The sequence below is a fragment of the Streptomyces sp. A1136 genome, assembly GCF_004795055.1.
GTDB lineage: Bacteria > Actinomycetota > Actinomycetes > Streptomycetales > Streptomycetaceae > Streptomyces.
This window is the reverse complement of record NZ_SSBJ01000021.1, coordinates 1-12,405: the sequence shown is the minus strand read 5'-3', so window position 1 is coordinate 12,405 and position 12,405 is coordinate 1. Positions and strand designations below refer to the sequence as shown.

13 protein-coding genes and 1 pseudogene are annotated in these 12,405 nt (G+C 71.9%); 9 read left to right on the top strand and 5 right to left on the bottom strand.

Features of this window, described 5'->3' with window-relative positions; all coding sequences use genetic code 11:
- Positions 1-194: 194 nt before the first annotated feature.
- Both E6R62_RS21005 and E6R62_RS21000 read left to right on the top strand, forming a co-directional pair.
- Positions 195-785: an N-acetylmuramoyl-L-alanine amidase gene (locus E6R62_RS21005; RefSeq protein ID WP_136215048.1), complete on the top strand. Its 591-nt coding sequence runs from the start codon at positions 195-197 to the stop codon at positions 783-785.
- A gap of 62 nt (positions 786-847) precedes the next feature.
- Positions 848-1,792, top strand: a complete 945-nt coding sequence (locus E6R62_RS21000) for a 1-aminocyclopropane-1-carboxylate deaminase/D-cysteine desulfhydrase (protein WP_240801799.1) — start codon at positions 848-850, stop codon at positions 1,790-1,792.
- Here E6R62_RS21000 and E6R62_RS20995 read toward each other — a convergent pair.
- Positions 1,771-3,351, bottom strand: a complete 1,581-nt coding sequence (locus tag E6R62_RS20995; protein ID WP_136215046.1) for a Na+/H+ antiporter — start codon at positions 3,349-3,351, stop codon at positions 1,771-1,773. The genes E6R62_RS21000 and E6R62_RS20995 overlap by 22 nt on opposite strands.
- Positions 3,352-3,414: 63 nt before the next feature.
- Here E6R62_RS20995 and E6R62_RS20990 point away from each other — a divergent pair, with 63 nt between their 5' ends.
- From E6R62_RS20990 to E6R62_RS20980, 3 genes are all read left to right on the top strand, one after another.
- On the top strand, positions 3,415-3,675 hold the full coding sequence (locus tag E6R62_RS20990; protein WP_136215045.1) for a UBP-type zinc finger domain-containing protein: 261 nt from the start codon (positions 3,415-3,417) through the stop codon (positions 3,673-3,675).
- A 216-nt stretch (positions 3,676-3,891) separates the two neighbouring features.
- Positions 3,892-4,305, top strand: coding sequence for an anti-sigma regulatory factor (locus E6R62_RS20985; RefSeq protein WP_136215044.1), 414 nt, complete (start codon positions 3,892-3,894; stop codon positions 4,303-4,305).
- Positions 4,302-5,297: an RNA polymerase sigma factor SigF gene (locus E6R62_RS20980; protein ID WP_240801798.1), complete on the top strand. Its 996-nt coding sequence runs from the start codon at positions 4,302-4,304 to the stop codon at positions 5,295-5,297. The genes E6R62_RS20985 and E6R62_RS20980 overlap by 4 nt, the downstream gene beginning before the upstream one ends.
- A 56-nt stretch (positions 5,298-5,353) precedes the next feature.
- Here E6R62_RS20980 and E6R62_RS20975 read toward each other — a convergent pair whose 3' ends face one another.
- A complete protein-coding gene (locus tag E6R62_RS20975) occupies positions 5,354-5,803 on the bottom strand; it encodes a hypothetical protein (RefSeq protein ID WP_136215042.1) in 450 nt (149 codons plus the stop codon).
- 96 nt (positions 5,804-5,899) lie between these two features.
- On the opposite strand from E6R62_RS20975, the gene E6R62_RS20970 reads away from it, so the two are divergent.
- Both E6R62_RS20970 and E6R62_RS20965 read left to right on the top strand, forming a co-directional pair.
- On the top strand, positions 5,900-6,865 hold the full coding sequence (locus E6R62_RS20970) for a diacylglycerol kinase family protein (protein ID WP_136215041.1): 966 nt from the start codon (positions 5,900-5,902) through the stop codon (positions 6,863-6,865).
- Between the two features lie 322 nt (positions 6,866-7,187).
- Entirely contained in the window at positions 7,188-7,445 is a 258-nt protein-coding gene (locus E6R62_RS20965) for a WhiB family transcriptional regulator (protein WP_003953983.1), read from the top strand.
- 193 nt (positions 7,446-7,638) lie between these two features.
- Here the strand turns inward: E6R62_RS20965 and E6R62_RS20960 are convergent, their stop codons facing one another.
- Positions 7,639-9,108, bottom strand: coding sequence for a sensor histidine kinase (locus E6R62_RS20960; RefSeq protein WP_206308798.1), 1,470 nt, complete (start codon positions 9,106-9,108; stop codon positions 7,639-7,641).
- 395 nt (positions 9,109-9,503) lie between these two features.
- A complete protein-coding gene (locus E6R62_RS20955; RefSeq protein WP_136215039.1) occupies positions 9,504-10,097 on the bottom strand; it encodes a TetR/AcrR family transcriptional regulator in 594 nt (197 codons plus the stop codon).
- Between the two features lie 83 nt (positions 10,098-10,180).
- On the opposite strand from E6R62_RS20955, the gene E6R62_RS20950 reads away from it, so the two are divergent.
- Together E6R62_RS20950 and nagB are read left to right on the top strand one after the other, a co-directional pair.
- Positions 10,181-10,942, top strand: a complete 762-nt coding sequence (locus tag E6R62_RS20950; RefSeq protein ID WP_136215038.1) for an SDR family oxidoreductase — start codon at positions 10,181-10,183, stop codon at positions 10,940-10,942.
- A gap of 150 nt (positions 10,943-11,092) precedes the next feature.
- Positions 11,093-11,878: a glucosamine-6-phosphate deaminase gene (gene nagB / locus E6R62_RS20945; protein WP_136215037.1), complete on the top strand. Its 786-nt coding sequence runs from the start codon at positions 11,093-11,095 to the stop codon at positions 11,876-11,878.
- Positions 11,879-12,000: 122 nt separating this feature from the next.
- On the opposite strand, the pseudogene E6R62_RS20940 reads toward nagB, so the two are convergent.
- A pseudogene (locus E6R62_RS20940) lies at positions 12,001-12,405 on the bottom strand (glycoside hydrolase family 3 protein); the annotation flags it as partial.

The following is a 12,405-nucleotide window of genomic DNA, read 5'->3' as shown; positions in this document are numbered from 1 at the left end:
GGGTGGGACTACTCCGTACGTGACGTGGGCACCCTCATGGGCCGACCGCCGAGGACGGCGGGGGTGGGTCCGGCCGGCCGGTTTCGCTCGCTCGCCGTACGAACGCACTAGCCCGGAAGGGGCGCCTCCATTACACCGGTACGTGACGAGACGGGCACGCAAGGTGACCGCCCCGTATCGCAAAGGAGGCGGCCATGTCCGCACCCATGTCCGCGGACCGGTTCATCGGAGCGCTGCGCCAAGAAGGCCTGACCGTGGTGGAGGTCGGGGCGTGGCGCACCCACAACCGCAACCACAAGGGGCCCTGGGGCCCGGTGCACGGGGTGATGATCCACCACACCGTCACCCACGGCACCGCCTACACCGTCTCCCTCTGCCGCGACGGCGACGAGGAGCTTCCCGGCCCCCTGTGCCACGGCGTGATCACCAAGGACGGCCGTGTCCACCTGGTCGGCTACGGCCGCGCCAACCACGCGGGCGCGGGCGACTCCGACGTCCTGGCGGCGGTGATCGCGGAGAAGCGGCTCCCGCCCGACAACGAGGCCGACACCGACGGCAACCGCTACTTCTACGGCTTCGAGTGCGAGAACCTCGGCAGCGGTGACGACCCGTGGCCGCAGGTGCAGTTGGACGCGATGGCCAAGGCGGCGGCCGCGGTGTGCCGGGTGCACGGCTGGTGCGAGCGCTCGGTGATCGGCCACCTCGAATGGCAGCCCGGCAAGATCGACCCGAAGGGATTCACGATGGACTGGTTCCGCGCCCGTGTGGCGGACCGCCTGAAATAGCCGCCCGGGCGTCGGCGACGGCCGCCCGGACGTCCGGCTCCGCCCGACGCGACAATGGACGGGTGAACCGCACCACGCGCCTTGACCTGCTCCTGCAGCCGCGACCGCCGTCCCCTCTGCGGGAGGTCCGCGACGACGGGTTCGAGCGGCACGGGGTGCGGTTGCTGCTCAAGCGGGACGACCTCGTCCATCCCGAGCTGCCAGGGAACAAGTGGCGCAAGCTCGCGCCGAACCTGCGGGCCGCGGTGCGGGGCGGACATCCCGGGCTGGTGACCTTCGGCGGGGCCTACTCCAACCACCTGCGGGCCACCGCCGCGGCCGGGCGGTTGCTCGGGATCTCGACTGTCGGGGTGGTCCGCGGGGACGAGCTGGCCGGGCGGCCGCTGAACGCGTCGCTGGCCCGCTGCGCCGCCGACGGGATGCGGTTGCACTTCGCCTCCCGGTCGGAGTACCGCCGCAAGAACGAGCCCGAGGTGCGGGCCGCACTCCTCGCCGCGGCCGGGGTCGGCGACGCGTACGTGATCCCGGAGGGCGGCAGCAACGCCCTCGCCCTGTCCGGATGCGCGGAACTGGGCCGCGAGCTGCGCGGCGAGGCCGATGTCGTCGCCGTCGCCTGCGGGACCGGCGGGACCCTGGCCGGACTGGCGGCAGGGCTGGGGCCGGGCGGGCGGGCCCTGGGCGTCCCGGTGCTGGCGGGCGGCTTCCTGGGAGCGGAGATACGTTCCCTCCAGCGGCAGGCCTTCGGCGGCCCCGCGGGCGACTGGACCCTGGCCGAGGGCTTCCACCACGGCGGCTACGCCCGCGTCCCCGCCGAGCTGGAGGCCTTCGCCGCCGGGTTCGAGGCGCGCCACGGCGTGCCGGTCGAGCGGGTCTACGTCGCGAAGCTGCTGTGGGCCCTGACGGAGCTGACGGCGGCGGGCGCCTTCCCCCGCGGCACCACCCTCGCCGCGGTCGTCACCGGCGCTCCCGAACCGTCCGGCCCGGCTCAGGCCGACTCCTCCCGGTAGGCCGCGGCCTCCTCCAGGTCCAGCCGGCGCAGCAGCACCCGCAGCATCTCGTCGTCGATCCGCCGACGGTCGCGCAGCGTCACGAACACCTCCCGCTCGGCCTCGATCATCTCCCCCGCCAGCCGCCGGTAGATGTCGTCCGCCGACTCCCCCGTGACGGGGTTGGTCTCGCCGAGCCGTTCCCACACCGCGTTGCGCCGCCGCTCCAGCACCGTCCGCAGCCGGTCGGCCAGCGGCGGCGGCAGGGCGTTGCGCGGCTCCGCCAGCAGTTCGTCCAGCCGGTCCTCCGCCGCGCGCGAGGCCTCGCTCTGCGCCTGGGCCTCCGCCAGCGTCTCCGCCTGGAGGTCGCGCGGCGGCAACCGCAGCAGCCGGATCAGCGGCGGCAGGGTCAGCCCCTGCACCACCAGCGTCGCGATGACCGTCGTGAAGGTCAGGAACAGGATCAGGTTCCGGTGCGGCACGCTCGTCGGCACGGAGAAGGCGATGGCCAGCGAGACCACCCCGCGCATGCCGGCCCATCCCACGATGACCGGCGCCTTCCAGTTCGTCTCGGGCTCCCGCCGGCGGATGCGGTCGGACAGCACCCGGGGCAGGAAGGTCGCCGGGAACACCCACAGGAAGCGCGCCACCACCACGGCCAGGAACACCCCCAGCGCGTACCAGACCGCGCGCGCCCCCTCGTACTCGGCGAGCCCCTTGAGGACCACCGGCAGCTGGAGGCCGATCAGCGCGAAGACGACCGACTCCAGCACGAAGGAGATCACCTTCCACACCGCGGCCTCCTGGAGCCGGGTCGCGAAGTCGACCTGCCAATTGCGGTGCCCGAGGTACAGCGCGACCACCACCACCGCCAGCACGCCCGAGGCGTGCACCCGCTCGGCCACCGCGTACGCCACGAAGGGGATCAGCAGCGACAGGGTGTTCTGCAGCAGCGGCTCCCGCAGCCGCTTGCGCAGCAGGTGGATCGGCACCATCAGCACCAGCCCGACCCCGACGCCGCCCACCGACGCGAGCAGGAACTCCGCGATGCCGTCGGCCCAGCCCGCGCCGACGCCGACGGCCGCGGCCAACGCCACCTTGTAGGCGGTGATCGCGGTGGCGTCGTTGACCAGGGACTCGCCCTGCAAGATGGTCGTGATCCGGTTCGGCAGTCCCAGTTTCCGGGCGATCGCGGTCGCCGCCACCGCGTCGGGCGGCGCGACCACGGCGCCCAGCACCAGCGCGACCGGCGGCGTCAGGCCGGGCACCAGCAGGTAGGCCGCGTACCCCACGGCGAGCGTCGCGAAGAGCACGTACCCCACGGACAGCATCGCGATCGGCCGTAGGTTGGCCCGCAGGTCCAGGTACGAGCTCTCCATGGAGGCCGTGTACAGCAGGGGCGGCAGCAGCAGGGGCAGCACGATGTGCGGGTCGAGGGTGTACGACGGCACGCCCGGGACGTACGAGGCGATCAGGCCGGCGGCGACGAGCAGCAGCGGTGCGGGCACCGGTGTGCGGCGGGCCACCCCGGCGACGACCGCGCTGCCCGCCACCAGGGCCACCAGCTGCAATACCTCCATCGAAGATCGATCCTCCTCGGTATCAACCGTCCTGTGCGCCCGCACGTCAGTACGCTGGCCATCATGAGCGAGTGCACCCACGTTGCCGAACTGCCGCGCCCCGAGCCCATCCCGCTTGCCCTGACCTGCCCGGAATGTCTGGCGGTCGGCAGCCATCCCGTGCAACTCCGGATGTGTCTGGGGTGCGGACACGTGGCGTGCTGCGATTCCTCCCCCTACCGGCACGCCACGGCGCACCACCACGAGACGGGCCATCCGGTGATGCGCAGCTTCGAACCGGGCGAGACGTGGCGGTGGTGTTTTGTCGACGGTTCGATCGTCTGAGGCGGGGTAGGTCAACCCTCCGCCGGTTCCCCCGAATTGGGCCCGCAGACCCCTAGCCACTGTGCGTACCCATGGGCTTACCATCGGTCACCGGCCGCGGGAACGGCGGGTGACCCGGGCGCCCACGGCGGGCGCCACGAGGGGTGCCGCGACACGATCGCCCGGATCGCGGTAGCGTCACCGGCGAACAGAGCTCGTACCACCTTGGAGGTGAGGGTGTCCCAGATCGCAGGCGAGCCCGCGACCCAGGACTTCGTGGAAGTCCGGCTGCCGGCTGCGGGTGCCTACCTGTCGGTGCTGCGAACGGCGACAGCCGGTCTCGCGGCACGGTTGGACTTCACCCTCGACGAGATCGAGGACCTCCGCATCGCGGTGGACGAGGCGTGCGCGATCCTGCTCCAGCAGGCCGTGCCCGGCTCCGTCCTCAGCTGCGTGTTCCGGCTGATCGACGATTCGCTGGAGGTCACCGTCTCGGCACCGACCACGGACGGCCGCGCGCCCGAGCGCGACACGTTCGCATGGACGGTCCTGTCGGCCCTGGCCGGCAAGGTCGAGGCGACGGTCGAGGAGGACCGCACCGTGTGCATCAGCCTCTACAAACAACGCGGCGCGGGGCCAGGCCCGGCGTGAGCGGCGGGGAGATCCCGGTGCGGGGCGGGGATCGGCCCCGGGTACGGCATGAGGTCGACGGCGGCATCCCGGAGCAGCAGCACGCCCGGCCGCACCCGGCTGACGCGGAAGCGGAAGACGGCTTTTTGGACTCGGCGGAGCGACGGGCGGGCCCTATGAGCGAGAACCAGCACCACGAACCACAACCCTCACAGCCACCCGCGGCCGTGGCCCAGGCGGCTCCGGCGCTGCCGGACCCGCGCGACCGCAGTGGCGCGCGGGCGCTGTTCTTCGAACTGCGGGAGCTGCCCGATGGCTCGCCGGAGCGGGCGGAGCTGCGCAATCGCCTGGTCCGGATGCACCTGCCGCTGGTCGAGCACCTGGCCCGGCGGTTCCGCAACCGGGGCGAGCCGCTCGACGACCTGACGCAGGTCGCGACGATCGGCCTGATCAAGTCGGTGGACCGGTTCGACCCGGATCGCGGTGTGGAGTTCTCCACGTACGCCACGCCCACGGTCGTCGGCGAGATCAAGCGGCACTTCCGCGACAAGGGCTGGGCGGTACGGGTGCCCCGGCGCCTCCAGGAGCTGCGGCTCTCGCTGACCACGGCCACCGCGGAACTCTCCCAGCAGCACGGCCGCTCGCCCACGGTCCACGAACTGGCCGAGCGGCTCGGGATCTCCGAGGAGGAGGTTCTGGAGGGGCTGGAATCGGCCAATGCCTACAGCACGCTCTCCCTGGACGTGCCGGACACGGACGACGAGTCCCCGGCGGTCGCGGACACGCTGGGCTCGGAGGACGAGGCGCTGGAGGGGGTCGAGTACCGCGAGTCCCTCAAGCCGCTGCTGGAGGGCCTGCCCCCGCGAGAGAAGCGGATTCTTCTGCTCCGGTTCTTCGGCAACATGACCCAGTCGCAGATCGCGCAGGAGGTCGGCATCTCCCAGATGCACGTCTCCCGCCTGCTGGCCCGGACCCTGGCCCAGCTGCGCGAGAAGCTCCTCGTGGAGGAGTGACGACCGAGGAGTGACGACCGAGCAGTGACGGTCGTCCGCTCGCAGGCGGCCGAAACCTAGGCCGCGGGCCCGATGCCGAGGGCCTCGGTCGCCGTCGGGTTCACCAACAGGGCCACGACCGCCAGCGCGACCGCCGCCAAGGCCACCGCGGCGGCGGTCAGCGCACCGCCGGCGGTCCACAGCGTCCACGCCACGGGCAGCGACGTCAGCTGGGTGATCAGCGCCGGGCCCCGGCTCCACCGGCGACCCAGGCGCAGCCCGCGCGCCGCGATCAGCGGGAGCGCGGCGATGGCGAGCAGGGTCAGTCCCCCGGTCTCGGCCTGCCGCGCGGAGTTGACGTGTCCGGCGATCCCGTCGAACAGCAGGTAGCCGCCGAGGCCGGCCAGGGCCAGGCCCTGGAGCGCGCACAGTACGGCGGCGGCGGTCAGCCGGCCGGGCAGCCCGGCGGGCGCACCGCCGGGGGCCGCGGCGTCGGTGGGGACGTTCGGGGTCTGCTTCTCACTCACTCCAGCAGGGTAGCCGCGCCCCGCCCGCGCCGGAGCGGACGGCGGCGGGGACGGGCAGTACGGGACGCCCGCGGGCGGGTGGGTAGGCTGGCGCTCATGCGTGCACTTCTCGTGGCCAACCCAGCAGCGACGACCACCAGTGCACGTACGCGTGACGTCCTGACCCACGCGCTGGCCAGCGAGATGAAGCTGGAGGCGGTCACCACCGAGTACCGGGGGCACGCCCGCGACCTGGGACGCAGGGCCGCGCGGGAGGGCCTGGACCTCGTGGTGGCGCTGGGCGGCGACGGCACCGTCAACGAGGTGGTCAACGGCCTGCTGCACGACGGCCCCGATCCGGACCGGCTGCCGAGGCTCGCGGTGGTCCCCGGCGGGTCGACAAACGTGTTCGCCCGCGCGCTCGGACTGCCCAACGACGCCGTCGAGGCGACCGGAGCCCTGCTCGACGCACTGCGGGAGCGGCGCGAGCGCACGGTGGGCCTGGGCCTGGCGGCCGGCGCCCCCGGCACGGAGGACGAGTCGGTCCCGGCGCGCTGGTTCACCTTCTGCGCCGGCTTCGGCTTCGACGCGGGGGTGGTGGGCCGGGTCGAGCAGCAGCGCGAGCGCGGCAAGCGTTCGACACACGCCCTCTATGTAAGACAACTGGTGCGCCAATTCCTCGACGAACCCAATCGCCGGCACGGGACCGTCACGTTGGAGCGGCCCGGCGCGGAGCCCGTGACGGATCTGGTGCTGTCGATAGTCTGCAACACCTCGCCCTGGACGTATCTGGGCAATCGGCCGCTCTACGCGTCCCCGGACGCGTCGTTCGATACCGCACTTGACGTATTGGCCCTGGACCGTTTGTCAACTCCGGCGGTCGCCAGATACGCGACGCAGCTCCTGACCTCGACTCCTGAGCGCGGTCCGCAGGGCAAGCACGCGGTGAGTCTGCACGATCTGACCGACTTCACCTTGCATTCGAAGGTTCCGCTCCCCTTCCAGATGGACGGTGATCACCTGGGACTGCGGACCAGCGTTCGGTTCACAGGCGTTCGCCGTGCACTGCGTGTGATTGTGTGAGTAGAAGAGCCCAAAGTCCTTTCACTCGAACGTTTACACGCCGGTACACCCCCAGGAACTAGGGCTGTGACCTAGTCGACACCGACGAATCCAAAAAAACTTTCCGGAAGGGGTTGTATCCCCGTCCGAGGTTTGCGAATCTCTACATGGCGATCGGGACAGCCCGCACAACCCGGCACCCACACAGACCGCCAGAACCCCACCACGAATCTTCGGACCCCCCAGTCTTCTTCTGAGGGCCAGCCCTTCCCTCACGGGGGGATTCGTGAAAGCGTTCACATTCACAAGCCACATGTTCGCAATACAAGGAGATGGAGCAGCCATGGACTGGCGTCACAACGCCGTTTGCCGCGAGGAAGACCCGGAGCTCTTCTTCCCCATCGGCAACACCGGTCCTGCGCTGCTGCAGATCGAGGAAGCCAAGGCCGTCTGCCGCCGCTGCCCCGTCATGGAGCAGTGCCTGCAGTGGGCGCTCGAGTCCGGTCAGGACTCCGGCGTCTGGGGCGGTCTCAGCGAGGACGAGCGCCGCGCCATGAAGCGCCGCGCCGCTCGCAACCGGGCGCGCAACGCCAGCGCCTGACATCGACTTTCGAGCCTCGAGCCGCAGCGCGTAGAACCTGAGAAGCGCTCAGCAACGTGCTCTTGAGCCCCGGACCGGAACATCGGTCCGGGGCTCAGTGCTGTGCCGACCCGGGGGACCCGATATCCGGACACCACGGCGGCCGTCACACAGCGTGACGCACCCGTCGCCGCGCCACGTTACCCTCGGTCGCCTACTTCTGCGGGCTGGCCGGGACGTCGAGGACGACCCGGGTGCCGTGCGGCTCCACCCGGACCATGTCGAACGTCCCGCCGAGTTCTCCCTCGACCAGGGTGCGGACGATCTGGAGCCCGAGGTTGCCGGCCCGCTGCGGGTCGAAGCCCTCGGGCAGGCCGCACCCGTCGTCCAGCACCTTGATCAACAGCCGGGCGTCGGCGCGGCCCGTGCCCGAGCGGGTGGCGGACACCTCGACGGTGCCGCCCTCCCCCTGGGTGAAGGCGTGCTCCAGGGCGTTCTGGAGGATCTCGGTCAGCACCATCGCGAGCGGGGTGGCGACTTCCGCGTCCAGGATTCCGAACCGGCCGGTACGCCGGCACGCGACCTTGCCGGGCGAGATCTCGGCGACCATCGCGATGACGCGGTCGGCGATCTCGTCGAACTCCACGCGCTCGTCGAGGTTCTGAGACAGCGTCTCGTGCACGATCGCGATCGAACCGACGCGCCGAACGGCCTCGTTCAGCGCCTCGCGCCCCTGCGGGGAATCCATCCGCCGGGCCTGGAGGCGCAGGAGGGCGGCCACCGTCTGGAGGTTGTTCTTCACCCGGTGGTGGATCTCCCGGATGGTCGCGTCCTTGGTGATCAGTTCACGTTCGCGACGGCGCAGCTCGGTGACGTCGCGGCACAGCACCAGCGAACCGATGCGGGTGCCCTTGGGCTTGAGCGGGATGGCGCGCAGCTGGATGACCCCGCCGTTGCCCTCGATCTCCGTCTCGCGGGGGGCCCAGCCGCTGGCCAGCTTCACCAGGGCTTCGTCCACCGGGCCGCGCGAGGGGGCCAGTTCGGCGGTGGTGGTGCCCAGGTGCTGGCCGACCAGGTCGGAGGCGAGCCCGAGCCGGTGGTAGGCGGAGAGCGCGTTCGGGGACGCGTACGTCACCACGCCCTCGGCGTCGAGCCGGATCAACCCGTCCCCGGCGCGCGGGGAGGCGTCCATGTCCACCTGCTGGCCAGGGAAGGGGAAGGAGCCCGCCGCGATCATCTGGGCCAGGTCGGACGCGGACTGGAGGTAGGTGAGCTCCAACCGGCTCGGTGTACGCACGGTGAGCAGGTTGGTGTTGCGCGCGATCACTCCGAGTACCCGACCCTCGCGCCGCACGGGGATGGACTCGACGCGGACCGGGACCTCCTCGCGCCACTCGGGGTCGCCCTCGCGGACGATCCGGCCCTCGTCGAGGGCCGCGTCGAGGAGCGGGCGGCGGCCCCGGGGCACCAGATGGCCGACCATGTCGTCCTGGTACGAGGTGGGGCCGGTGTTCGGGCGCATCTGCGCGACCGACACGTACCGGGTGCCGTCGAGGGTGGGAACCCAGAGCACGAGGTCCGCGAAGGACAGGTCGGAGAGCAGTTGCCACTCCGAGACCAGCAGGTGCAGCCACTCCAGGTCGGTTTCACTGAGAGCGGTGTGCTGGCGTACGAGGTCGTTCATGGAGGGCACGGGCCCGAGCGTACCCCGGGTACGACCATGACTTTCCCCACGGCGGATACCCAGGAGTATCCAGGAGGGCCTCCTGCCGCGTAGGGTTGGAGGAAGTGACGGGAATACGACCTCCGTCCTTGGATGGACAGGACAGATTGGTCTAGTCCACAATGGTTTAAGCTTCCGCCCTCCCCGCACAGGAGGACGGATCGAGGAAGCCGCGCGCTCTGCCCTGACCGCGTAGGCGCCTCCCACCGGCCGCCGGGAACCGCACACCCGCCGGCCGTAAGTACTCCGGGCTACGGTGCCGGACGGGTTGAGGGTCCCGTCCTGCACCGTGGCCCAGAGGAAACACGACGGCCCCGGGCAAGACGTGGCGCGGAGCAAGCACTCCCCACGGGCCCCTACCGCGGCCAGGCCCGCATCGCCGTCTCCGCGACCGCTTCGAGCTCTTCGCGGCCCGCCCCGTCCCGCGCCTGCTGGGACATCCCCTGGAGCACCGCCCCGACGTAGCGGGCGAGTGCCCTCGCGTCAGTGTCGACGGGCAGCGCACCGGTGGCGACGTCCGCCGCGATCCGGCTCTCGAAGGTCGCCAGGTTCTCGTTGCGCCGCTCCCGGAGGGCCTCGGCCACCTCGTCCGAGGTGGTGTTGATCGCCGCGCTGATGACCATGCAGCCCTTGGGGTGGGCCGGATCGGTGTAGATGACGGCGGCCTCGCGCAGCACGCGCCGTACGGCCGCGGCGGCGGTGGGCTCCTCGGCGAGGGCGACGGCCGCGAAGCCGCCGTACCGGCCGCCGTAGGCCGTGACGACCTCCTCGAAGAGCGTGCGCTTGTCACCGAAGGCCGCGTAGAGGCTGGGCGCGCCGATGCCCAGCTCCCGGGTGAGGTCGGCGATGGAGGTCGCCTCGTAGCCGCGCTCCCAGAAGACGCGCAAGGCCGTGTCGAGGGCGGCGTCGCGGTCGAAGGAGCGGGGCCTGCCGCGCTGTCCGGTCACCATGCGCACATTCTATAGCGGCCATTAAGGAATCTGTTACGGTGCCTTCTGTAGCGACCACTAGAGATTTTGAAGGGGGGCGCGTCATGGGCGTGCTCAAGGGGAAGACGGCTCTGGTCACGGGCGGCAGCCGGGGCATCGGCCGGGCCGTGTCCCGGCGCTTGGCGCGGGACGGGGCGCTGGTCACGGTGCACTACGGCCACGACCGGGAGGCCGCGCGGGAGACGGTCGCCTCGATCGAGGCGGAGGGCGGCCGGGCCTTCGCTATCGGGGCGGAACTGGGGGTCCCGGGCGACGCGCGGGCGCTGTGGGCCGCGTACGACTCCCACCCGAGGGCGGAGGAGGGGCTGGACATCCTGGTCAACAACGCCGGGGCCGCGGCCTTCGCGGGGATCGAGGACACGGACGAGGAGACCTACGACCGCGCGCACGCGCTCAACGCGAGGGCGCCCTTCTTCGTGATCAAGCACGGACTGCCGCGCCTGCGGGACGGGGGCCGGATCGTCAACGTGACGGGCACGCCGGACCTCGCGCTGCCGGCGATCCTGGCGACGATCACGGCCAAGGGGGCGGTGAACGCGCTGACGGTGTCACTGGCCGCGGCGCTCGCGCCGCGCGGCATCACCGTCAACTCGGTGGGCCCGGGCGTCATCGAAACCGACCTCAACGCGGGCTGGCTGGCCGACCCGGCCGCCCGCGCGCACGTATCGGCCCGCTCGGTCTTCGGTCGGACCGGCACGGCGGAGGAGGTCGCGGACATCGTCGCCTTCCTGGCCTCGCCGGACTCCCGCTGGATGACGGGCAAGCACCTGGACGCGACGGGCGGCCTCCAGCTCGCGCTGCTGTAGGCGGCGCCGCGGGGCCGTCGAGACCGCGCCGAGAGGCCGCCGGACGGGGATCGGATCACCATGGAAGAGGGGCGGAGGGCCCGCCACGAACGGGTCGATTCTGCTAGATTGGTCTATACCACATCACCTCTCCAGATCGGCAGGCCCCGCGTGGAAGTTGTCATCGTCCCGAACGCCAAGGCAGGCGGCGAGCTCATCGCGGAGGCCATGGCCGCCCTGGTACGCCGCAAGCCCGACGCCCTGCTCGGGGTGGCGACCGGCTCCACCCCGCTGCCCGTGTACGAGGCCCTCGCCGCCAAGGTCGAGGCCGGCGCGGCCGACGTTGCGCAGGTCCGCATCTGCCAGCTCGACGAGTACGTGGGCCTGCCGGCCGGGCACCCGGAGTCCTACCGCGCCGTCGTCCTGCGCGAGGTCGTCGAACCCCTCGGGCTGTCCGAGGCGTCCTTCATGGGCCCCGACGGCTCCGCCGAGGACATCGTGGCCGCCTGCGACGCGTACGACCGCGCCCTCGCCGAGGCGGGCGGCGTCGACCTCCAGCTGCTGGGAATCGGCACGGACGGGCACATCGGCTTCAACGAGCCCTGCTCCTCGCTCGCCTCCCGCACCCGGATCAAGACGCTGACCCACCAGACCCGCGTCGACAACGCCCGCTTCTTCGGCGGCGACATGGACCAGGTCCCGCACCACGTCATCACCCAGGGCATAGGCACCATCCTCGACGCCCGCCACCTGGTGCTGCTCGCCACCGGCGAGGGCAAGGCCGAGGCCGTCGCGCAGACCGTCGAGGGCCCCCTGTCCGCCCTCGTCCCGGCGTCCGCGCTCCAGTTGCACCGCCACGCGACGGTCGTGGTGGACGAGGCCGCCGCATCGAAGCTGAAGCTGGCCGACTACTTCCGCCAGACCTACGCCGACAAGCCCGCCTGGCAGGGCCTGTAACAGCGCGGAGCGCCCGCGGCGGAGGTCGCCCACGGCGCACGGAGGCCGGGCCCCGGTTCAGGGGCCCGGCCTCCGTGCCGTACTGATGCCGCGCCCCGACCTCCGTGCCGTGCGGATGCGCGCTACGCGCCCGCGATGACCTCCGCGGCGGCCCGGCCGCACACCCGCGAGGCGCCGTGCGTGGCGATGTGCAGCGCGCCGCGCGGCTCGGCCCGGGGCAGGCCCATCTCGACCACCACGGTGTCCGGCCCGGCCGCCACGAGGGCGTCCAGGACCTCGGTCATCCAAGGATGCCGGTGCGCGTCCCGGACCACCGCGACGACCGTTCGCTCCCCGGCGGCGGCCAGGACCTCCCCGACGCCGACCCCCTCGTGGAAGACGCCCGACGCGGTCCCGGGAAGCAGCGCGGCGAGCTCGGCGGCCACGCCCCACGGGGTCTCGTCGCCCACCGCGATGTTCGGTCGCGGGGCGAGCGTGGCCACGTACGGGGTGCCCACGGCGCTCGCCCGGCCGGTGAGGACCAGGGC